23 protein-coding genes are annotated in these 21,379 nt (G+C 54.6%); 1 reads left to right on the top strand and 22 read right to left on the bottom strand.

Features of this window, described 5'->3' with window-relative positions; all coding sequences use genetic code 11:
• Window positions 1-3: 3 nt before the first annotated feature.
• The 22 genes from cbiT to ychF form a co-directional block, all read right to left on the bottom strand.
• Window positions 4-579, bottom strand: a complete 576-nt coding sequence (cbiT, locus tag BCS37_RS04935) for a precorrin-6Y C5,15-methyltransferase (decarboxylating) subunit CbiT (RefSeq protein ID WP_069180423.1) — start codon at window positions 577-579, stop codon at window positions 4-6.
• Window positions 576-1,232 (bottom strand): precorrin-6y C5,15-methyltransferase (decarboxylating) subunit CbiE, encoded by a 657-nt coding sequence (gene cbiE, locus BCS37_RS04930; protein WP_069180422.1) that lies wholly within the window; start codon window positions 1,230-1,232, stop codon window positions 576-578. Before cbiE ends, cbiT begins: the two co-directional genes overlap by 4 nt.
• Window positions 1,214-2,323: a cobalt-precorrin-5B (C(1))-methyltransferase CbiD gene (cbiD, locus tag BCS37_RS04925; RefSeq protein WP_069180421.1), complete on the bottom strand. Its 1,110-nt coding sequence runs from the start codon at window positions 2,321-2,323 to the stop codon at window positions 1,214-1,216. The genes cbiE and cbiD overlap by 19 nt, the downstream gene beginning before the upstream one ends.
• An 8-nt stretch (window positions 2,324-2,331) precedes the next feature.
• Window positions 2,332-2,694 (bottom strand): hypothetical protein, encoded by a 363-nt coding sequence (locus BCS37_RS12220; RefSeq protein WP_069180420.1) that lies wholly within the window; start codon window positions 2,692-2,694, stop codon window positions 2,332-2,334.
• Window positions 2,695-3,296: 602 nt separating this feature from the next.
• Complete coding sequence (lexA, locus tag BCS37_RS04915; protein WP_069180419.1) at window positions 3,297-3,911, bottom strand: transcriptional repressor LexA; 615 nt, start codon at window positions 3,909-3,911, stop codon at window positions 3,297-3,299.
• Window positions 3,912-4,007: 96 nt separating this feature from the next.
• Window positions 4,008-4,898: a prephenate dehydrogenase gene (locus BCS37_RS04910; RefSeq protein WP_069180418.1), complete on the bottom strand. Its 891-nt coding sequence runs from the start codon at window positions 4,896-4,898 to the stop codon at window positions 4,008-4,010.
• Entirely contained in the window at window positions 4,895-5,908 is a 1,014-nt protein-coding gene (gene aroF / locus BCS37_RS04905; protein WP_069180417.1) for a 3-deoxy-7-phosphoheptulonate synthase, read from the bottom strand. The genes BCS37_RS04910 and aroF overlap by 4 nt, the downstream gene beginning before the upstream one ends.
• A 12-nt stretch (window positions 5,909-5,920) precedes the next feature.
• Window positions 5,921-6,370, bottom strand: coding sequence for an N-acetyltransferase (locus tag BCS37_RS04900; RefSeq protein WP_069180416.1), 450 nt, complete (start codon window positions 6,368-6,370; stop codon window positions 5,921-5,923).
• A 20-nt stretch (window positions 6,371-6,390) separates the two neighbouring features.
• Window positions 6,391-7,020, bottom strand: a complete 630-nt coding sequence (gene nth, locus BCS37_RS04895) for an endonuclease III (RefSeq protein WP_069180415.1) — start codon at window positions 7,018-7,020, stop codon at window positions 6,391-6,393.
• 2 nt (window positions 7,021-7,022) lie between these two features.
• Window positions 7,023-8,384, bottom strand: coding sequence for a PFL family protein (locus BCS37_RS04890; RefSeq protein WP_069180414.1), 1,362 nt, complete (start codon window positions 8,382-8,384; stop codon window positions 7,023-7,025).
• A 15-nt stretch (window positions 8,385-8,399) separates the two neighbouring features.
• A complete protein-coding gene (locus BCS37_RS04885) occupies window positions 8,400-8,672 on the bottom strand; it encodes an ACT domain-containing protein (RefSeq protein ID WP_069180413.1) in 273 nt (90 codons plus the stop codon).
• A 198-nt stretch (window positions 8,673-8,870) separates the two neighbouring features.
• Window positions 8,871-9,494, bottom strand: coding sequence for a hypothetical protein (locus BCS37_RS04880; protein WP_069180412.1), 624 nt, complete (start codon window positions 9,492-9,494; stop codon window positions 8,871-8,873).
• A complete protein-coding gene (locus BCS37_RS11730) occupies window positions 9,491-9,688 on the bottom strand; it encodes a 4Fe-4S binding protein (RefSeq protein ID WP_237142745.1) in 198 nt (65 codons plus the stop codon). Before BCS37_RS11730 ends, BCS37_RS04880 begins: the two co-directional genes overlap by 4 nt.
• The gene (locus BCS37_RS04875) at window positions 9,660-9,998 is read right to left on the bottom strand and encodes an ArsR/SmtB family transcription factor (RefSeq protein ID WP_083205769.1); all 339 of its coding nucleotides are present in this window, start codon (window positions 9,996-9,998) and stop codon (window positions 9,660-9,662) included. Before BCS37_RS04875 ends, BCS37_RS11730 begins: the two co-directional genes overlap by 29 nt.
• Window positions 9,988-11,658 carry an FAD-dependent oxidoreductase gene (locus tag BCS37_RS04870; RefSeq protein WP_069180411.1) on the bottom strand — a complete coding sequence of 557 codons (1,671 nt, stop codon included), beginning with the start codon at window positions 11,656-11,658 and terminating at the stop codon, window positions 9,988-9,990. Before BCS37_RS04870 ends, BCS37_RS04875 begins: the two co-directional genes overlap by 11 nt.
• 142 nt (window positions 11,659-11,800) lie before the next feature.
• Complete coding sequence (locus BCS37_RS04865) at window positions 11,801-12,430, bottom strand: hypothetical protein (protein WP_083205768.1); 630 nt, start codon at window positions 12,428-12,430, stop codon at window positions 11,801-11,803.
• A gap of 88 nt (window positions 12,431-12,518) precedes the next feature.
• Window positions 12,519-12,998 carry a hypothetical protein gene (locus BCS37_RS04860; protein ID WP_069180409.1) on the bottom strand — a complete coding sequence of 160 codons (480 nt, stop codon included), beginning with the start codon at window positions 12,996-12,998 and terminating at the stop codon, window positions 12,519-12,521.
• A gap of 132 nt (window positions 12,999-13,130) precedes the next feature.
• Window positions 13,131-14,453, bottom strand: coding sequence for a dicarboxylate/amino acid:cation symporter (locus BCS37_RS04855; RefSeq protein ID WP_069180408.1), 1,323 nt, complete (start codon window positions 14,451-14,453; stop codon window positions 13,131-13,133).
• A gap of 124 nt (window positions 14,454-14,577) precedes the next feature.
• Complete coding sequence (nifJ, locus tag BCS37_RS04850) at window positions 14,578-18,105, bottom strand: pyruvate:ferredoxin (flavodoxin) oxidoreductase (protein WP_069180407.1); 3,528 nt, start codon at window positions 18,103-18,105, stop codon at window positions 14,578-14,580.
• A 275-nt stretch (window positions 18,106-18,380) separates the two neighbouring features.
• Window positions 18,381-18,605: a hypothetical protein gene (locus tag BCS37_RS04845; RefSeq protein ID WP_069180406.1), complete on the bottom strand. Its 225-nt coding sequence runs from the start codon at window positions 18,603-18,605 to the stop codon at window positions 18,381-18,383.
• The gene (locus tag BCS37_RS04840; RefSeq protein WP_069180405.1) at window positions 18,602-19,555 is read right to left on the bottom strand and encodes a magnesium transporter CorA family protein; all 954 of its coding nucleotides are present in this window, start codon (window positions 19,553-19,555) and stop codon (window positions 18,602-18,604) included. Before BCS37_RS04840 ends, BCS37_RS04845 begins: the two co-directional genes overlap by 4 nt.
• A gap of 198 nt (window positions 19,556-19,753) precedes the next feature.
• Window positions 19,754-20,860, bottom strand: a complete 1,107-nt coding sequence (ychF, locus tag BCS37_RS04835) for a redox-regulated ATPase YchF (protein ID WP_069181548.1) — start codon at window positions 20,858-20,860, stop codon at window positions 19,754-19,756.
• Between the two features lie 252 nt (window positions 20,861-21,112).
• Here ychF and BCS37_RS04830 point away from each other — a divergent pair, with 252 nt between their 5' ends.
• A complete protein-coding gene (locus BCS37_RS04830; RefSeq protein WP_009655728.1) occupies window positions 21,113-21,328 on the top strand; it encodes a DUF1858 domain-containing protein in 216 nt (71 codons plus the stop codon).
• The last annotated feature ends 51 nt before the right edge of the window (window positions 21,329-21,379 follow it).

Below are 21,379 nucleotides of genomic sequence, written 5' to 3'. Positions count from 1 at the left end.
CCCTCACTTTCTCTGGGCAGTGATAATGTAAATAGGATTGAGCGCTTTTGCCATATCATATGGACCAATGCGCTCAAGCCGACTGATCTGTACCTGTATCGCCTCGTATGTATAGTGTTCCGCGTGTATATGAAAATAATCCAGACAGGCGGCAACCGTCTGCATGGTGATCGCATTTATCACAATGCGCCCGGCGGGACGCAGACGCTCTCCGATGATATCGAGAATATCCGCGAGATTCCGTCCGCTGCCGCCGATCAGGGCCACATCAAGCGCGGGAAGTCCCTCCATTGCCGCAGGAGCAGTCCCCTCTACGACAGTCATATTCTCTACACCGAAATGCTTTGCATTCTCCGTGATCAAACTGATTCCTTCGGGATTCTTCTCAATCGCGTACACATGTCCCGCAGGAGCGAGCCGTGCAGCCTCAATCGAAAGTGATCCAGTTCCTGCCCCAACATCATAGATAACAGCATCGGCCGCAATCTGTGCTTTGACAAGTGTGAGGATACGAACTTCCTCCTTTGTCATCGGCACCTTTCCGCGCACAAACGCCTCGTCTTTTATTCCAAGATTCATACATTCTCCTCATGTGCACAGACAATGATGACACCGTGCCCTATGCCTACATCATCCTTTGCTGCGCCCAATGTCGTCTCAATAATTTCTTCATCTTTATACGAAAGATGCGTACAGACGTACATACGGTCCTTCTCATGCCAGCCACGGGAAAGCAGCCGTGCGGCAATCGTCTGCGAGTTGTTCCGACCATCCGTCAACATACCAAGCATAGCATCGGGCGCACGAAAGAGCTCCGCCTCTAGAGGCTCCCGTCCGTGAAAACTGAGGAGGCGTGCAGAGTGCCACGGCAGAGCAAGTCGTGCGAACGCAAACTGCAGAGAACTGATGCCGGGCACAACGCCGATCTGATCCACTGGAAACGTCCGCCGCAGAGCATCCAATAGGGAGTAGTAGCCTGGATCGCCCGAGACCATCACCACCACATCGTCCTCTGCAAGAGCATCCCTAATAAAGTCAAGCACGCCCGAGATATCTGCACCGATGGCGCACTCCCGCACCCCACTGTGCGAATGATCCGCAAGTGCACGTTTCCCCCCGACAAGAATACGCGCATCTTCTATTATTTTCCGTGCTTTTGGCAACAGATAGGCAGGATCTCCTGGTCCAATACCAACAATAATAATTTTATGACTCACGATTCCAGTCTCCATCCGTACGCGCGGGCAAAGGAACGCGCTCGTTCGTCTGCACCAAGAATATCCCCCGCAAAGTTCACCATCAGTGCGCCGACCTGAACCTTGCCAAAGAGATAACGCTCCGCACGGACGTGCACACGCTCCGCAATCACAACACAGACGCGTTCCATCAGGCCGGCGGCAGCGATAATCTCCATCGCATCCTCAGTGGTATTTGCTGCGAGGACAGCACGAACATCCTTCTGTACAAGCCCCTCGGCAGCTGCATAGGCCGCAAGCGTCTCAAGTCGTGCATCCGCAATGCGGTTGTGTGTATGAAAGACACCCGCCGCCATCTTTACGAGTTTCCCCGTATGCCCTAGGATGAGGATTTTTTCTGCGCCGCGTTCTGCCGCACGATCCAGCATGAAGCCGATGAAATTGCTTGTCTCGATAAGTGCTGTCTGCGGTACGCCAAGCGAGAGCGCGATTTTCTCCCCGATCTTGCCGGGTACGAATACGAGCACTGGCTCGCCCGCCGCAAGTGCAACGTCAATTTGCGGCACAAGAGAATCCTTGAACGCCTCCTCCGACATCGGACGGAGCACGCCCGTCGTCCCAATCACGGAGATCCCGCCCTCGATGCCAAGTACAGGGTTTAATGTTTTCTTCGCAAGTTCCACGCCTGCGGGGATGGAGATCGTCACGCGTGCACCGACATCGGCACGTCCTGTCATCTCCTCGACCACATTGCGAATAAGTGTCCGCGGTCCCTCATTGATCGACGGCTCGCCGACGGGAAGACTCATGCCGCGCTTCGTCACCGTACCGACACCTTCGCCCGCACAGAACTCAATGCCTTTCCCATCACGCAACGCGACCGTTGTGAACACGGAGACGCCGTTGGTAATATCTGGATCGTCTCCCGAGAACTTCACCACCTCGGCGCAGATTCCATCCGTCGTCTCCGTGACAGACTTCACAGGAATCGTCAAAGGCGTTCCATCCAATGCAGTCAGGTCGATCGTATTCCAATCCGCCCCTGCCATAAAGAGAAACGCAGCCTTGACCCCTGCAGCCGCGCACGCCCCCGTCGTATAACCGCTGCGCAATTCTTTCGTTGCCATACAATTCCTCATAATAGAAAAACAGAATTATTATAACATCCTTCCCTGAAAATGAAAAGAGAGCACCATGCTTTTTGCACGCTGCTCTTCCTCAAATAAAACAACCATCTCGGAAACTTTTTGAATATGCTATACCAAACGAAAATGTTTTCTCTTTGGGGACAAATGTTGAAAAGGAATCCATGCAACGGCGTGGACGCCAGCACCTCTCCTTTGATTGTGAGTGATATCGTAATAGCAATCAGGCCGCGCCCCATCACATCTTCCAACAGAAATTCGTATGCGTTTTGCAATTCCGTTGAGAACGTCAGCAAATCACATTGTTCCAAAAATGTGACATAGGCAAAAAGAACGCTTAAATTCTCCACCATCCCATGATCTTCCATATCAACACATAGCGCGTGGAAGTCCTTGACCGGTTTTTGAATAAAAAACGTCTCGCACCGGTTTACTCATTGACAAGAGGCGTCCCCTCAAGCTTCATAAAATCCTCAATCACAGGGAGATAGGATACCACAGTCCGATCTCCATCTAACTGTTCCTGATTCAATTCTGAAAGACCAGTGGTGTGGAAAACGGATTGCCCCAGTCCTGTCCAACCAGCAGATACTTTATGTTCGGTGTGTTCTCAGAGTATCCCCGTCCCTGCCAATAGGTATAGAGATTGATTTCTCCACAAACGCCAAACACCTCATCAAGCGATACCAAAAACGGAGTTTCCCCGATCTGCGCCCTGTAATGCTTCTGTGCGTTTCCACAAGCGTTTTATAGGCTTTTTCCCTCTGTCCATTGATGCCCACACTCCTGCAGCATTTGGCTATAGAGCAAGGTTGCTATCAGGAATTTGAAACTTAAAAATCCATAGCGGATGCCCTATGATTGAATGCCAATGTATCAAAGGAATCACACTATGGATTAGAGAAGCACTGCGGCGCTGCAAAAATTTATATTTTACATATGTAAAATATAAATATCAGATATGACGATAAAGGCCGATGACCTTGCCGAGGATCTGAACATCCGTCTCGTAGAACGGCTCCATCGAATCGTTCTCCGGCTGAAGGCGTATGCAGGTTTTCTCGCGGAAGAATCGCTTCACTGTCGCCGACTCACCGTCAACGAGTGCCACGACAATATCGCCGTCGTTTGCCGTCGGCTGCTGCCGCACAAGCACAAAATCTCGATCAAAGATGCCAACGTTAATCATGCTGTCTCCCTGGATGCGCAGCATAAATACGTCCTCTGACGTGCCGATCAACCCGCGCGGGAAGGAAAACACCTCCTCCACATTCTGCTCCGCTAAAATCGGCTCGCCTGCCGTCACTGTCCCGACAAGCGGCACAGGAATCGTGCGTCCCCACGGATTCTCACCCATGATGTCGATCGCACGCGGTTTTGTCGCATCGCGACGAATCGCACCATTCTCCTCGAGCATGGCGAGATAGCGATGTACCGTTGAGCTCGACTTCAATCCGACCGCCGTTCCAATCTCACGTACAGAGGGCGGGTAGCCCTTCTCCACCAGAAAGTCTTTGATATACTGCAAGATTTCGGATTGACGCCGTGTGGATATTCTGGTCTTCTTCACACTAATACCCCCTGACAGGATTTTTTCGTACACACATAGCCATATTTATCATAGCATATATACGTTCTAAAAAAAAGAGGGCTTTGAAAAAAAACGTCAATTCGTATCAAATTTTTGTTCTGCATCGTGAAGAATACCATCGCGCCGTTCCTTTGAGGCAGCAAAATAATCATGCACTGCCTGCCGATCCCCCGCCTCTACCGCCATGGCGACCTCATCGAGGATAGTCCTCAGCTCACGCAGAGCGTCCGCAATGGGCTTCCTATTTGTCATGCAGATGTCTGCCCACATATCCGCATTCGATGAAGCAATTCGTGTTGTGTCCTTAAAGCCGCCGCCGATGAGCTTAAGACAGGAGTTCAAATCATCCCCACTGCGGTTCAGGAGCGTGACGAGCGCCGCTGCCGCAAGATGCGGAACATGACTGATGACTGCAGCACAGCGATCATGCTGCGCGAGATCGAGTGTGGTGAAGTTCGCACCTGTATGCTTTAGAAGCGCCATCAAGCGCTCCTTGATCTCCTGCGGCACAGACGGATCGTCGATGATAACGTACGCCTTGTGGACAAAGAGATCCTTCGTCGCCGCCGTCACGCCGCTTTTCTCGCGTCCCGTCATCGGATGCCCTGGCACATAGTACACATGCGGGGGCAGAATCTCATGCAGAGCCTCGTAAACATCCCCCTTCGTGCTGCCCGCATCCGTCAGGACCGCGCCGTGTTTCAAATATGGCAAAATCCGCTTCACCATCGGCACAATCTGAAGGACGGGCGGACTGAGATATACAATGTCTGCCTCTCCAACCACAGCTGCAAGGTCAGCCGAAGCCTCATCCACCGCGCCACATTCCACTGCAGCGCGCATGGACTCTTCCGTTCGGCAGAGTCCCGTGATATGGATCTTTTCGCCGAGTGCCGCCTTCAGACAGAGGCCAAGTGAGCCACCGATGAGACCAACGCCGATAATGGCGAGCTTCGTCCTGCTCATGCGCGTCGACCAACCGTAGGCGCAATTTGGCGCACCTCAGCCATCAGCTGTTCAAAATTGCGCGGCACCAAGCTCTGGTCGCCGTCCGAGAGTGCACACTCCGGATGGCAGTGCACCTCGATAATGAGACCGTCCGCCCCGACGGCAACGGAAGCACGCGCCAGCGGGCGCACCATCTGCCAGCGTCCCGTCCCGTGGCTCGGATCGGCAATAACGGGGAAATGCGTTAGTTCCTTGAGTGCCGCAACTGCATTGAGATCCATTGTATTGCGCGTAAAAGTCTCATACGTGCGGATACCTCGCTCACAGAATATAATGTTCTCGTTTCCGCCCGAGGCAATGTACTCTGCGGCATTCAGCCATTCGCTGATCGTTGCGGACAGTCCGCGTTTGAAGAGCACCGGTGTCTGCACTTTGCCAAGTGCTTTGAGCATTTGGAAATTCTGCATATTGCGCGCACCAACCTGAAGCAGATCAGCATACTCTGACACGACCTCAATATCGTCCTTATCCACGATTTCGGTCACAACACGCAGCCCCGTCTTATCTCCGACATCACGAAGAATTTTCAGCCCCTCAATCCCGAGCCCCTGAAAGTCATACGGGCTTGTGCGCGGCTTGAACGCTCCGCCGCGCAAGAACTGTGCACCGGCTTCCTTGACCTTGACGGCAACCTCATAGAGCTGGTCATAACTCTCGACAGAGCAGGGTCCTGCCATAATGGCAAGCTGCTCACCGCCGACAGGAAAGCCCGCCACGTCAACAATACTGTTCGCCGGATGGAAATCGCGGCTGACCAGCTTATACTTCTCTGTAATACGAACTGTTTTCTCAACACCATCCATCATATTCATCTCAAGCCCTGCAATGAGGTTCTTATCGCCGATCACACCGATGATGAAGCGATCCTCCCCCTCCGACAGATGCGTCCGAAGTCCTGCCTGCTCGATCTTCGCGACCACCTGATCGATATTTTCCTGTGTGGCTCTGGAATTCATAACAACAATCATAATGCTCCTCCATCATACCTTGATCATAGCAATTTCGTCACAGTTTGGATACTTCGGGCAGTCGATGCACTCTTTCCAAACCTTCTGCGGCAGTTCTTCACGGCTGATGCGGATAAAGCCGAGCTTACGGAAAAAATCCGGCTTATAGGTCAGCGTAAACACCTTCTCGATGCCGAGTGCATCTCCCTCCGTGAGCAGATACCCGACAATCTCCGCTCCAATCCCCTGTCGTGTACGCGCAGGATCAATCGCCATCATGCGTACCTCAGCAAGCCGATCCCACATGATGTGCAGGGCACCGACCCCGACGACCGCTCCCGCGTCCTCTGCAACAATCATGTCGCGCAGATTCTCATAGAGGGTATTGCGCGAACGCGGGAGCATCTCCCCCTGTGCCGCATAGATATGCACGAGTTCGTAGATGGACTCGATGTCATCAAAACGCGCCTTTCGATAGACCATACGCCCACCCCCATTTATAATCATGCCGCACTCGGACAGATCGGAGCGAGCGGACACTCCCCACAGAGCGGCTTGCGCGCCTTGCAGAGCTGCCGTCCGTGCAGGATCAACCAGTGATGGGCATCGCTCCAGTCCGCGCGCGGAATCGCCTTCTGCAGCCCCTTCTCTACCTCAAGCGGAGTCTTGCCGACCGCGAGGTGCAGACGGTTCGCCACGCGAAACACATGCGTATCGACCGCAATCGCAGGTGCGTGAAAAGCAACGCTCATCACGACATTTGCCGTCTTGCGTCCGACCCCGGGAAGCTTTTGCAGAGCCTCGAAATCGGCGGGAACCTCCCCGCCGTATTCCTGCAAAAGGATATGGCAGGTTTCGAGGATATGCTTTGCCTTCATGCGGAAGAACCCACAATCATGAATCGCTGTTTCGAGCTTCGTCTGCCCGAGTGCCGCAATCGCCTCGGGCGTATTCGCATATTGAAACAGCCGTCCCGTTACCACATTCACACGCACATCCGTACACTGCGCCGACAGAATCACCGCGATGAGGAGCTCGAACGGTGTCTTGAACGTGAGGGCGGGCTTTGCATTCGGATAGAGTTCCCTCAGAATGCGCAGCTGCTCTGCCTTGATGGCTTTCGTTACTCTCATACTCAGTTTGTCAGCGACCGTGTCGGCGCGGGAATTCGACCACCGCGTGCAATGAATGCCGCCGAGCTGAATCCGCTGCGTACGGGCACAATCGGCGAGTAGCCAAGGAGACCGCCGAAGGATACGCCCTCACCGACCTTCTTGCCCGGTACAGGGATCACGCGCACCGCCGTTGTCTTATTGTTCACCATGCCGATGGCTGCCTCGTCCGCAATGATCGCGGAGATGGTCGCAGCAGACGTATCCCCCTCAATCGCAATCATATCCAGACCAACCGAGCAGACACAGGTCATCGCCTCGAGTTTTTCAATGGAGAGACTGCCGCGCTCCACCGCGTCAATCATTCCCTCATCCTCGCTCACGGGAATGAACGCCCCCGAGAGCCCGCCGACATGAGAGCTCGCCATGAGCCCGCCCTTCTTCACCGCATCGTTGAGGAGTGCAAGTGCCGCCGTCGTTCCCGGTGCACCGCACGCCTCCAGCCCCATCTCCTCGAGGATGCGCGCAACGCTGTCCCCGACTTCCGAGGTCGGTGCAAGCGAGAGATCGATGATGCCGAACGGTACGCCCAGACGGCGCGATGCCTCACGTGCGACGAGTTGTCCCACGCGCGTAATCTTGAACGCCGTACGCTTGATCGTCTCGGCAATCTCGGTAAAGTCCGCGCCCTTGAGATCCTCAAGTGCGTGCTTCACGACACCCGGGCCACTGACCCCCACATTGATGACACGGTCGCCCTCGGCAACGCCGTGGAAGGCACCCGCCATAAAGGGGTTGTCCCCCGGCGCATTGCAGAACACAACGATCTTCGCGCAGCCGATTGCCTCCTGCTCACGCGTCAGCTCTGCCGTGCGCTTGATCACCTCGCCCATCTCGCGCACCGCATCCATATTAATGCCCGCCTTCGTCGAGCCGATGTTCACCGAGGAGCAGACAATGTCTGTCGCCGCCATCGCCTGTGGGATCGAATCGATGAGTACGCGGTCGCCGTGCGTCATCCCCTTTTCGACGAGCGCAGAAAAGCCACCGATAAAGTTGACCCCAACCGTCTTTGCCGCACGATCAAGCGCCTCCGCCACGGGCACAAACGAGTCCGTCTGACATGCGTCCGCCGCAATCGCAATCGGCGTGACGGAGATGCGCTTGTTGATGATGGGGATGCCGTACTCCATCTCAATGTCCTCGCCCGTACGAACAAGATACTCTGCCGAGCGCGTGATCTTCTCATACACATTCTGGCAGAACTTGTCAATGTTCGGGTGCGCACAGTCGCGCAGGGAAATGCCCATCGTGATCGTACGCACATCGAGGCGGTTCTCCGTAATCATCCGATTGGTTTCACGGATGTCGTCAAATGTAATCACTCTGCCGCTCCTCGCTCAAATGCTGTGCATGACCTGAAAAATCTCCTGGTGCTGGAGCTTGATCTCAAGACCGCGCTCCTCCCCCTTTTTCCGCAGAAGTTCCTGCAGCTCCTTCAGGCGGATCTCCGCATCGTCTGGCATCTCGGCAATCATGACCATGTTGAAGAACCCGTCCATGATATTCTGATTCACATTCATGATATTCACGCGCTGCTCCGCGAGAATCCCGCTCACCATCGCCACAATACCGACTTGATCTCGTCCGACAATCGTCACAACCAGCTTCATCGTCGTCACTCCTCAGAAAAATATACACTCACCCAATGCAAATTGTGATAGAGATATACACTAAGTTATAGCAGAAAATACCGAAAGCGTCAATCAATATGCCGCTTTCACCTTATATTACAAACATATATACGCGAAAAAATCCCCATGCGTCGATGAAAGATTCGTCGCATGGGGATTGATTGTATGGAGATGGTATCAGTCATTCGGACAAATGCCACGCTCATTGAAATCTGCCGCTCTCATTTCCTTCGGTACTTTTGCACGGCATATTTCCTGTGTCATCGTCCCCATCAGACAGATGACGCACCATGCACGCGGACGATAGCGCAGCATCATCAAAATGCCGATGATTGCCGAGGTCAGCATGAGGCTGTAGAAGCCGAAGGCGAACTGTGCAGCCCACGGTGCGCCATCTCCGCTGTACGCCCAGCCCCACGGCACATCAAACAGCCAGAACAGTGTCACCGTCTCCCGCAGAGGAGCACCTGCCGCCGCATGATAGCTTACGACCATCACATTGACAAACATGGTCAGAAAGAACGCCAAGAATCCATAGCGGAACCGCCGGCTGCGCAGCCACGCAGGCAGTTCATTTCGTGCGGAAAGATGCAGACGACTGCCGAGCAGCTGAAAGAGCTGTCCACGATCACAGTAGTGATTGCAGTAATCCTTGTTTCCCGCCACCATAGCAAAGGCGAGCGGCGTGAGAAAGCAGATCATGCCGAGCCATGCGAACAGGATATTGACACCCCCCAGTGAGAAATACACGATGGAGAAGATCCAAAAATATTGATACCATCGCTTGCCCCTCGTCCTCATGTGCACACCTCCATTCGTATGATCTCCGCCGGACACTCACGACTGCACATACCGCAGCCGATGCAGCGTTCAGGATCAACCACCGCATAGATCCCGTACCTAACGGAAATTGCTCCACGCGGGCACACACTCTGACACGTTCCACAGGCAACACAGCTTCTGCGTTCAACAACCGGGAGCGGCTGCTTCCTCATCCCCATGAGCCGCCCCCTCCTCGTCTGCCCCACAGAGCAGGGCACGCAAGATCTTTGCAACACGCGCATCCTTCAACTGATAAACAACCTCAAGCCCGCTGCGTTCTCCACGGATCAGCCCCGCCTGGCGCAGCTTGCTCAGATGCTGCGACACCGTGGACTGCGGTGCATCCAGACAATCCTGCATATAGGAGACATTACAGCTCCCATCGCGCAGGAGGCGGCGTACAATACAGAGCCGTACGGGATGCGCCAATGCCCGCAAGAAATCTGCGGCCTCCTCGAGACGTTCCTGATCCTCAAGCACCATATGATTTCTCTCCTTCACACTGCATCTTCATGTAGGTATAGCCGCCGACCAGATTCTTTACAGTGAGACCATGCGCCCGCAAAATCTGCTCCGCAAGATAGCCGCGCAGCCCCATCTTGCAGCAGACGACGATCGGTACCTGCGGATCGAATTCATGCAGACGCTCGCGCAGCTGAGGCAAAGGAATGCGCTGCGCCCCTGCGATCTCGCCCGCATGATATTCCTCCGGCGGGCGAACGTCGATGAGCCTTGCCCCTTCCGCAAGTTCCGCCGAAAGCTCGTGCGGGAGAAGCGGAATACTCCTGCCCTGCAGAATATTTTCTGCTGCATAGCCGGCCATATTCACGGGATCTTTCGCTGCGGAATACGGCGGTGCATAGGACAGCTCAAACTCTTCCAAATCCGCAACCGTGAGCGACCGCCCGATGGCAGAGGCAAGAACATCGATGCGCTTGTCCACGCCCTCCGCACCGATTGCCTGCGCCCCCAGTACAACACCGTCCGAAAGACGGAAAATCAGCTTGAGTGCAACCTCCTTTGCCCCCGGATAATAGGCCACATGATGGCGCGGGAAAATCACCGTAAAGCGATAATCCTTTCCGTACACCATCCCCGCTGACTGGAGGGCTCGCTCGTTCTGCCCCGTTGCCGCTGCCGTAAGACCAAATACCTTGAGCGCGGCAGTTCCAACTACGCCGCGATAGGCACGCGCCTCCCCTGCCATACGATCCGCGGCCAGACGTGCCTGACGATTGGCGGGTCCCGCAAGCGGAAGCGCCACAGCTTTTCCTGTCTGTGCGGAGCATGTCAGCACAGCATCTCCAACGGCATAGACATGGGGAACATTGGTCGCCATATATTCATCGACCAGAATATGCCCCCGCTCCCCGAGCGCAATGCCGCTCCCGTCGAGGAACGCGGTATCGGGATGCACGCCGATCGCAAGCGCGACGAAATCCCCATGTACCGTACGCCCACTGGAAAGACGTACGCAGATCCCACCGTCCTCCTGCTCCTCAAATCCGGCAACTCCATCCCCAAGCGCAAGCTCTACGCCGTGCCTACGCAGCTCATCCTCAAGCAGGGAAATCATATCTGTGTCGAAGATCGGAAGGATATGCGGCATCGCCTCGACCAGAGTAACCGACAGCTCTCGCTCACACAGATTTTCCGCAAGCTCCACGCCGATGAAGCCGCCGCCGACCACAACAACACTGCCGCCCGTACCGATAAAGGAACGAATGCGATCCGCATCCTGCACACTGCGCAGCGTCGCGATACGCGGATGATCGATGCCGGGGATCGGCGGACGCAGCGGCTTTGCCCCCGGAGAGAGCAGCAGCGCATCATAACTTTCCGTGTATACGCCGTCCGCAGAGCGCACCTCTACGGTACGATTTTCCGTATCCACACGTGTGACCTCACTGCACACACGCACGTCGACGTTATACATCCCACGGAACTTCTCAGGAGTTTGGAGGAGCAAGTCCCCCCGCTCGGCGATGACATCGCCGACATAGTACGGCAGCCCACAGTTTGCAAAGGATATATCCTCCCCACGCTCAAAGAGAACGATCTCCGCATGCTCATCCAATCGGCGCAGACGTGCCGCAGCCGTCGCTCCGCCTGCCACTCCACCGACAATAATATACTTGCTCACATGAATTCCTCCTCTTATCTAATCACTATATCCATATATTACGATATAAAGATATTCATGTCAATAAAAAACTGAGAGTACATAAGCACCCTCAGATCAAATCATTTTCTCCTTGTAAAACATATGGGGTTTCGTTCGGATACTAAAGCCCCAAATCCCCCATCTTTATTTCCTCTACACGACCGTGTTCGACCTCAAAGGCAAAACCAACGGTTGGATCTTCCTCGGAAAAGTAGATGTAATCCTCCCCATAGACCATACTCGGCTCACCATAGACGCGCCGCAGCTCCTCGACGGGCGTTCCGATCTGAACCCCCTTGCCCGATGTGAGTGCACTGTGTTTTGACACCTTGACCAAACGCACCACGCCATCGACGAAATCGAGGGACAGACCGTCTGTATAGTCGTATTCAACCACTTCTTTGCCCGCATAACGCATGGAGCGCTCTGACTCCACTTCGAACGGCGCACCATAGCGTGCACGTACGTCCATCTCCGATGCACCATAAGTAATCTCACCAAGCACCAATGCATCGCGTGCAATACGCGCAGCCGCACGCTGCTCCTCTGCACGCTTCTGACGCATTACCTCTGCCTCACGCTTCGCCGCGTCATCCGCCAAGAGCGTTTGATCGACCGAATCCCGTGCAATGGTGATCCGCTTTCCGCCATCTGCACTGGACGGCACGGTCACTGCAGCACGAAATACATCCAAGGCAATACTTCCTGCAATTCCGGCAACGACGGCAATTCCGACGAATGCCGCTCCCATCCGTATATTCAAGAATGCTCTCTCCCCTAAGTCACATATCTGTCAGCCGAACGCTGTTGCTGCGGTTCTCCACCCCTACTGAATACACTCAGCGGATCAGCCCCATCTCAATCTCGTCAACACGCCCGTTCTCGATCTCGAAGGTGAGTCCGATGGACGTATTCCCCTCTGCAAAATAGATATATTTGTCCCCACGGATGGCATCCGGCTGCCCATATGCCGCAATCAATGTATTCACATCCGTACCGACAGCAATGCCTGTCGAAGTCTGCACACCGTTACGTGCACTGATCTCAACCTGGCGAACTGCACCATCCACGAAGACAATATCGAAACCATTGCCGTATTCCCATTCAATTGCCGCCTGTCCGCCCGCATAGGCAGGATTGAACTTCGTCTCAACCTCGCGCGGTGCTCCATAAACGCTGCGAACGTAGGACTCGGATGCACCGTATTCGATACCGCCAACAACAAGTGTGTCCTGTGGAACAGAGGCACTGGCTGTTCCCGCACCAATCAGACTGACACCAAGAGCAAGACCCGTAATTCTTTTCCCTATACGAAACACAAAAACAACTCCTTTGTCGTACACAATCCATTTAGAATCTCATGCGATGTACAAAGTATACCCTAATAGGCTGAAAAGCCTCTGAAGGATTTCCTTCAGAGGCTTTTCATAACGTACAATTGCATTACCCTTTTAAACAGCGGGAGCAAGTTCCTCGTCATCTTCAAGTGTACCCGCAAGATCGTGATCCGTGATCGCACAGACCGCCGAGTCCGACCAGACGTTCTCTGCCGTCTCGATCATGTCAATGATGGAGTAGATCGGCAGGATGATGCCCATGAGTCCGACCGGTGCACCAATCGATGCCATGAGTGAGAGCGTCAGGAAATAGCACCCCATCGGTACACCTGCGTTGCCGACTGCGGCAAGCACGGAGATGAAGAGCCAGCTCAGCATTGTTCCGAACGTCAGCTCCATGCCCGCATTCTGCATAACGTAGAGCGAGGTCACAAGGATAAACGCAGCGCAGCCGTTCATGTTGATCGTCGTGCAGATCGGCAGGACGAAGCGTGCGACGGATGGATGTGCACCAAGACGCTGCTCTGCCGAAGCAAGCGTCACGGGCAGCGTCCCTGCCGAGCTCTTTGTAAAGAGTGCAACCGCGACGGCAGGTGCCATCTGACGGAAAACGCGCACGGGATTCAAGCCACGCACGGCGAGGAAAAATGGAATCACGACAAAGAACTGAATCAGATTTCCTCCAATGACAACAGCGGTATAGACACCCAGAGATCCGACGATAACGCCCGCCTCAATCTGCGCCGCAAGCTGTGCGGCAAAGGCGAGAATCCCAATGGGCAGCACCGTCAGCAGCCCGCGAATCAGGGTAAAGAGCAGTTCCTGCAAGCCGTGAATTCCTTTCAGGAGCATCTCACGATTCTCCGTTTTGGGTGCAAAGGCGAGTCCAAGCCCCACAGCCGCCGCAACAAGCATAACGGAGAGCACATTGCCCGAGACAAATGGCGCAAGCACATTGTTCGGTACAATGGAAAGGAAGTGATCGTAGTAGGACAGCCCTTCAAGTTTCCCAGGTACATCCGACGCGCCTGCGCCGACAACCTCGGTCGGCAGATTCGCAGGTGCGAGCCAGAGGAAGAGTGCAAGCCCCACCGCCGCTGCGCACACAGTTGTAAGCAGCGTATAGGTAACAGCGTGTGCAAAGATTCGTCCCATATCCCGCTTTGTTCCAAGTGCCGCAAGCGTCGTGATAACAGCGAGTGCAATGGTTGGCACGGCAACGAACTGGAACAGACGCGTGAATACTGTCGCAATAAAGTTAAACAGCTCATTCAGTACGGGTACATTCACCCAACCTAGTATGCCGCCAACGATGAGCGCACCAATCCAAAGCACAACCTGCCTCTTCTGATTATTCAATTTCGCCGCAGAAAGCGCCGCCTGCGCTTTCTGCTCCACCTCATCACGCACAGGCGCAGCATTTTTTTGCTCTGCCATATATAACTCCTCCCAAATTCAAATCCCATATAAAACATTGTTTGCATATTATATTGCTATGTTAATAAAATGTCAAGAAAAACTGCCGTGAAAATCTTCACGGCAGCCCAGACCTCAGGGAAGCTTATGCCTTGCCTGCGAGTTTCTTGTAGTTGTTGTAGCGCGTCTCAGCGTCCTTCTGCGTCTTCTCGAAGAGTGCTTCCGCCGCCTCGGGGAAGTTGCTCTTGAGGCTGATGTAGCGGTTCTCACCGAGCAGGAATTCCTGGAACTTCGAGAAGTCCGGCTCCTTTGAGTCGAGCGTGAACGGATTCTTGCCCGCCTCGATGAGCTGCGGGTTGTAGCGATAGTTCGCCCAGTAGCCGCACTCGACGGCAAGTTTGCCTTCGAGCTGGGCACAGCCCATGCCCTTGCGGATCCCGTGGTTGATACACGGCGAGTAAGCAATGATGAGGGACGGTCCCGGATATGCCTCCGCCTCGCTGATCGCTTTGAGCACCTGATTCTGGTCGGAACCCATGTCGATCTGCGCCACATAGACGTAGCCGTAGGACATCGCCATCATGCCGAGATCCTTCTTCTTCGTCTTCTTGCCCGTTGCTGCGAACTCTGCAATCGCCGCCGCTGGGGTCGACTTCGATGCCTGTCCGCCCGTGTTCGAGTAGACCTCGGTATCAAAGACCATGACGTTGACATCCTCGCCCGACGCAAGCACGTGATCCACGCCGCCGAAGCCGATGTCGTATGCCCAGCCGTCGCCGCCGAAGACCCACTGCGAACGCTTGACGAAGTAGTCGTTGTCCTTGTAGATGCGGCAGAGAAGTTCGTCCGTGCCCTTCTCCTTTTCGAGAAGCTCACGCAGGAGGTCGGCACGGTCACGCGTGCCCTCACCGCTGTCGCGCTTTTCGAGCCAGAGCTGCATTGCTGCCTGAAGTTCGGCAGAGCCCTTCTTCTCCTCAAGTGCCTGTTTTACTGCAGCCGCGATGGATTCGCGCACTGCCTTCGTGCCGAGCAGCATTCCAAGACCATACTCTGCATTGTCCTCGAACAGCGAGTTTGCCCATGCAGGGCCGTAGCCCTTCGGGTTCTTCGTATACGGGATTGCAGGTGCACTCGCGCCCCAGATGGAGGAGCAGCCCGTTGCATTGGCGATCATCATGCGGTCGCCAAAGAGCTGGGTGACGAGCTTCGCATACGGCGTTTCACCGCAGCCTGCGCACGCACCCGAGAACTCGAAGAGCGGCTGCTCGAACTGCGAGCCGATGACCGTCGTCTTCTTCATCGGAACGTTCTTGACTGAGACCTTCTCCGTGTCCACACCGTAGTCAAAGTACTTCTGCGCTTCGCGAAGGTTGTCGTCGAGCAGTGTCATGTCGAGCGCTTTGCCCGGGCAGACCTGCGCACAGTTGCCGCAGCCGAGGCAGTCGAGCGTCGAGACGGCGATCGTGAGGTTCATCCCCTTCGCCGGACGCGACTTTACGGACTGCATGCCCTCGGGCGCTGCAGCAAGCTCCTCGTCCGTCGTCAGCACAGGACGAATCGTTGCGTGCGGGCAGACGAATGCGCACTGGTTACACTGGATACACTTCTCCGGACGCCATACAGGTACGGAGATCGCCGTGCCGCGCTTCTCAAACGCCGTACCGCCGACAGGGAACGTGCCGTCCTCCATGCTGAGCAGCTCGGAGATCTTGAGCTTGTCGCCCTCCTGCCGATTCATGACGTTCTGAACCTTCGTGATGAATTCCGGCGTCTTTGCGTTGACCGGAACCTCCTCATCCACGGCATCCTTCCATTCGGCAGGAACATTCACACGGTGGAGCGACTCGATGCCGTGATCGATCGCACCGTTGTTCATGTTGACAACCTTTTCGCCCTTGCTGCCGTAGGATGTGACAACCGCGTCCTTGAGATACTTGACCGCGTCGTCGATGGGAATGATGTTCGCAAGCTTGAAGAACGCCGACTGCATGACCATGTTGAAGCGTCCGCCAAGACCGAGTTCGCGCGCGATGTGAACCGCATCCACCGTGTAGAACTGAATGTCGTTGGAGGCGATGTAGCGGCGCATCGATGCGGGCAGGTGCGTGTTCAGCTCCTCATCCGACCAGAACGTATTGAGGAGGAACGTGCCGCCCTTCTTGAGACCTGCAAGGAGGTCGTACTGACGGACATAGGACTGCTGCGAGCAGGAGATGAAGTCCGCCTTGTTGATGAGATACGGACTGATGATGGGCGACTTGCCAAAGCGCAGATGGCTCATCGTAATGCCGCCCGACTTCTTCGAGTCATATGCAAAGTATGCCTGCGCATACATATCCGTCTTGTCACCGATGATCTTGATCGCGCTCTTGTTCGCGCCGACCGTGCCGTCCGAGCCGAGACCCCAGAACTTACACGCCGTCGTCCCCGGCTTCGTGAGGTTGACATCGCCGTGGATCGGAGTGAGGCTGCGGTGCGTAACATCATCGACAATGCCGAGCGTAAAGCCGTGCATCGGCTCGTCCTTCTTCAGCTCCTCATAGACCGCGAAGACCTGATCCGGTGTCGTATCCTTGCCGCCGAGACCATAGCGACCGCCGACGATGACGGGGTTCATCCCCGAACTGTAGTACGCCGCCTTGACATCGAGGTAAAGCGGCTCGCCGAGCGATCCCGGCTCCTTCGTGCGGTCGAGAACGGCGACCTTCTGCACCGTCTTCGGGAGATACTTGAAGAAGTGCTCGACCGAGAACGGACGATAGAGGTGAACGGAGAGCAGACCGACCTTCTCACCCTGTGCGTTGAGATATTCGGCAACCTCCTCCGCCGTCTGGCAGACCGAGCCCATTGCAATGATGACGCGCTCGGCATCGGGTGCGCCGTAGTAGTCAAAGAGATGGTGCTCACGGCCTGTGATCTTTGCCATCTGCGCCATTGCCTCTTCAACGAGTTCGGGAATGGCATCGTAGTAACGGTTGACCGCCTCGCGTCCCTGGAAGTAGATATCGGGGTTCTGTGCCGTACCGCGTACCGCCGGATGATCCGGATTGAGTGCGCGGCGGCGGAATTCATTGACCGCATCCCAGTCAAGAATCTTCGCTAGATCGTCATAGTCCACGACCTCGATCTTCTGAATCTCATGCGAGGTACGGAATCCGTCAAAGAAGTTGATGAACGGAATGCGTCCCTTGATGGCAACGAGATGCGCGACCGCAGCGAGATCCATGACCTCCTGCACGCTCGACTCTGCGAGCATGGCAACGCCCGTCTGGCGTGCCGCCATGACATCCTGATGGTCGCCGAAGATATTCAGCGAGGACGCCGCAATGGCGCGTGCGCTGACATGGAACACGCCCGGCAGGAGTTCGCCCGCAATCTTATACATATTCGGAATCATGAGCAGAAGCCCCTGCGATGCCGTATAGGTCGTCGTCAGTGCACCTGCCTGGAGTGAGCCGTGCACTGCACCGGCAGCGCCTGCCTCCGACTGCATTTCGATCAGACGTACCTTCTGTCCGAAGATATTCTTCATTCCCTTTGCAGCAAGGCTGTCGACGTGCTCCGCCATCGGCGAGGACGGCGTGATCGGATAGATCGCCGCCACATCCGTAAAGGCATAGGAGATGTATCCGGCAGCTGTGTTGCCGTCCATCGTCTTCATTTTCTTGGCCATGTTACTGCTCTCCTCTCAATGGAAATGCGCATGCATTCCAAAAATATTAAAATATAACCACATGAGCAAAGAATTTGTCCCCTCTCATTTTTTGATAAAAAGAATCAAAAAGAATATCTATGGAGGAATACTGATTCAATACTTTCTGTTTATTATACAACGGAACATAGGGCTTGTAAACAGGATAGGCTTTCTCAGTGCTGGAAAAGACAGTTTTTTCTCATTGTTTTTTGTGATAAAAATATCTAACCAATCTATCAAAAAACGAGCTGCTCTTAACAGCTCGTTTTTCCAAAAAGCGGATGTATGGTTGGTCTTAAATCGCGCACACGTATGAGGTGAAGTGCCTCTGCGAGGTCAATGTCACGGCGGCTGCCGCCTTTCTCATATACATATACGGGCATGTCAGTGCCAATCTCACTCGCGGGCATATAGACGTACTCATCGGTATTCCGATCACCGAAGATAATGCCGCGCAGCAGCTGTGCCTCGCGTATCAAAACATATCCCTCCGCCAGAGCATATAGACAACGGTCGTAGACACACAGACCGCGATGACGACCACACGCATAAACCCGAGCGGGTCACCTTCGTACGGCACAGGTACATTCATGCCGAAGAAACTCGAAATCACCGTCGGAATCGCGAGGATGATCGTAATCGCTGTCAGGAATTTCATCACGAGGTTCAGATTGTTCGAAACGATCGAGGAGAACGTATCCGCGAGCCGTGCAAGGATCGTACTGTACATCTCCACCATCTCGCGCGCCTGCTTATTCTCGATGATGACATCCTCGAGGAGATCCTCATCCTCCTCATACATCTTGAAGATGTGATGTACGGACGTATTCGTGCGCAGACGCATCAAGCGATCCAACACTGCACCATTCGAGCGCAGTGCGGCGTTGAAATACGTCAGGCCCTTTTGCAGCTGAAGGAGACGCAGGACCTCACTGTTCTTCATGTCGTGCCGCAGACGATCCTCGATCTCCTCGGAGAGTTTGCTGATCTGACGCAGGTAGCGCAGGTAGAACACATCGGACTTGTAGAGGATCTGAAAGAGGAAGCGCGTCCGCTTGTACGTGCGGAAGAGCTTCGCCGTGCGTTCGTTGAACTCCGCCATCACAGGCGTTTCCTCGAGGCAAACCGTAATGATGTGCTCGTCCGTAAGGATGATCGCAAGCGGCAGCGTGTCGTAGCTGTCCTCGCCACGATAGACGGGGACGTTCGTCAGGATCATGACCGAGTCGTCCTCGACATCCGTATGCGACCGCTCCTCATCATCGAGTGCGGAGCGCAGGAAATCGGGGTCAACCTCCGTGAGGGTACTGACCACCTTCAGCTCGTACGGGGTCGGATTGACAATGTTGATCCATGCCCCCTTCGTGAGTGTCTTGAGGGACAGCTCCTGAAGAGGACCGGACTCCATGGATTTATATATTTGCAGCAAGAGAGGACGCTCCTTTCCGACCGTCCTCCCCTGTCAGCACAGAATGGCGAAACGAAGAGAGGACGGCATACATATGTGAGGTTCTGACTGCAAAGGTGTATCGTCCATGCTCTTCACTTCCTTTCAACGTTCGTTTTCAAAATTGCCGAATGAATTGTACCGCATAATGCACTGCTTGTCTATAGTGACAGAGAAAAGTCACACATTAAAACGGAAGTTCACCACATCGCCGTCGCGCATAATATACTCCTTGCCCTCAAGACGGACAAGTCCCTTATCCCGTGCCGCCGCCACACTGCCGAGCGCAACCAGATCATCGTAGTTCACGATCTCGGCGCGGATGAAGCCGCGTTCAAAATCCGTGTGAATTTTCCCCGCCGCCTTCGGTGCCGTCGTGCCGCGTGTGATCGTCCACGCGCGGCACTCATCCTCACCCGCTGTGAGAAACGTCTGCAGCCCGAGCAGTGAAAACGCCCCATGGATGAGACGATCCAGGCCGCTCTCCGTGAGCCCCAGATCTTCAAGGAATACCTTTGCTTCCTCCGCGTCGAGCTCCGCGATCTCCTCCTCAAGCCGTGCCGAGACCGTCACTACCTGTGCGCCCGTACGTGCGGCGTATTCCTTGACCGCCTGCACATGCGGATTCTCCACATTCGCCGTCGCTGCCTCATCCTCGCCGACATTCGCAATATAGAGGATTGGCTTGCGCGTGAGGAGGTTCAGGTCGCGCAGGATTGCCAGTTCCTCATCCGAGAGCTCTACCTCACGTGCGGATTTCCCCTCATCGAGCGCAGCTTTCAGACGCTCTAGTGCCGCGTGCTCCGCCTTTGCCTCCTTGCTGCCCGACTTGAGCAACTTCGTCACCTTCGCCATGCGTTTTTCGACCGCCTCGAGATCGGCAAGGCAAAGCTCCGTCTCAATGATGTCAATGTCGCGCAAAGGGTCGACCGCACCCTCGACGTGCGTAATGTCCGTGCTCTCAAAGCAGCGGACAACGTGCGCCACAGCATCCACCTGACGGATGTGTTCAAGGAATTTATTGCCGAGCCCCTCGCCCTTCGATGCGCCCTTGACCAGACCTGCAATATCCACAAAGCGGACGCTTGCGGGCGTTGTTTTCTTCGAATGATAGAGATCCGTCAACACTTTGAGGCGCTCATCCGGCACTGCCACCACACCCACATTGGGCTCAATCGTGCAGAACGGATAGTTTGCAGCCTCTGCACCCGCCTTTGTAATCGCATTGAACAGCGTACTCTTCCCCACATTCGGCAGACCAACGATTCCAACCTCAAGATTGCTCACGATGATTCCCTCTTTCACGGATCGATATATTCCTTCAATTTATAGATACACTCGTTATGTTATAGCAAAAAAAACGGTGAAGGTCAATCATTGTGCACCGTTTGCGTCAGGAGCATATCACATCTTTTCTTATGGATGCACCTGCAAATGTCACAATTGCTACTTTCCTTTTTGAAATCTTGTGTTATAATTTGAAGCAATCAGGGGATTTCCCTTCACTGTCAATTAGCTTCATTATATAGGAGGTCTATCATGGCAATTACAAAAGATATGAGCATCGTCGAGATCGTTCAGACGTACCCCGACACCGTCGAGGTTCTGATGAACGCAGGTATGGGCTGCCTCGGCTGCGCGGCATCGCATTTCGAGAACATTGAGCAGGGTGCGATGGCGCACGGCATCGACATCGATGCTCTGATCGAGGCACTCAATGCGACAATCGGCGAGAAATCTGCTGCAGCGCAGTAAGCATGCCGGAAGAAGGACCCCACTCGTGGATATTTCCACGAGTGGGGTCCT

Source organism: Selenomonas sp. oral taxon 920, from assembly GCF_001717585.1.
Lineage (GTDB): Bacteria > Bacillota > Negativicutes > Selenomonadales > Selenomonadaceae > Centipeda.
Note: the sequence above shows the minus strand (reverse complement) of the source record. Positions and strands in the feature narration are given on the sequence as shown.

Bases quoted from the DNA above. Each gene is read 5' to 3' on its own strand.
- cbiT (WP_069180423.1), bottom strand. From the start codon at position 579: ATGAATCTTGGAATAAAAGACGAGGCGTTTGTGCGCGGAAAGGTGCCG.
- cbiE (WP_069180422.1), bottom strand. From the start codon at position 1,232: ATGGAGACTGGAATCGTGAGTCATAAAATTATTATTGTTGGTATTGGA.
- cbiD (WP_069180421.1), bottom strand. From the start codon at position 2,323: ATGGCAACGAAAGAATTGCGCAGCGGTTATACGACGGGGGCGTGCGCG.
- BCS37_RS12220 (WP_069180420.1), bottom strand. From the start codon at position 2,694: ATGGTGGAGAATTTAAGCGTTCTTTTTGCCTATGTCACATTTTTGGAA.
- BCS37_RS04910 (WP_069180418.1), bottom strand. From the start codon at position 4,898: ATGAGCAGGACGAAGCTCGCCATTATCGGCGTTGGTCTCATCGGTGGC.
- aroF (WP_069180417.1), bottom strand. From the start codon at position 5,908: ATGATTGTTGTTATGAATTCCAGAGCCACACAGGAAAATATCGATCAG.
- BCS37_RS04900 (WP_069180416.1), bottom strand. From the start codon at position 6,370: ATGGTCTATCGAAAGGCGCGTTTTGATGACATCGAGTCCATCTACGAA.
- nth (WP_069180415.1), bottom strand. From the start codon at position 7,020: ATGAGAGTAACGAAAGCCATCAAGGCAGAGCAGCTGCGCATTCTGAGG.
- BCS37_RS04885 (WP_069180413.1), bottom strand. From the start codon at position 8,672: ATGAAGCTGGTTGTGACGATTGTCGGACGAGATCAAGTCGGTATTGTG.
- BCS37_RS04880 (WP_069180412.1), bottom strand. From the start codon at position 9,494: ATGAGGACGAGGGGCAAGCGATGGTATCAATATTTTTGGATCTTCTCC.
- BCS37_RS11730 (WP_237142745.1), bottom strand. From the start codon at position 9,688: ATGAGGAAGCAGCCGCTCCCGGTTGTTGAACGCAGAAGCTGTGTTGCC.
- BCS37_RS04875 (WP_083205769.1), bottom strand. From the start codon at position 9,998: ATGGTGCTTGAGGATCAGGAACGTCTCGAGGAGGCCGCAGATTTCTTG.
- BCS37_RS04865 (WP_083205768.1), bottom strand. From the start codon at position 12,430: ATGGGAGCGGCATTCGTCGGAATTGCCGTCGTTGCCGGAATTGCAGGA.
- BCS37_RS04855 (WP_069180408.1), bottom strand. From the start codon at position 14,453: ATGGCAGAGCAAAAAAATGCTGCGCCTGTGCGTGATGAGGTGGAGCAG.
- nifJ (WP_069180407.1), bottom strand. From the start codon at position 18,105: ATGGCCAAGAAAATGAAGACGATGGACGGCAACACAGCTGCCGGATAC.
- BCS37_RS04830 (WP_009655728.1), top strand. From the start codon at position 21,113: ATGGCAATTACAAAAGATATGAGCATCGTCGAGATCGTTCAGACGTAC.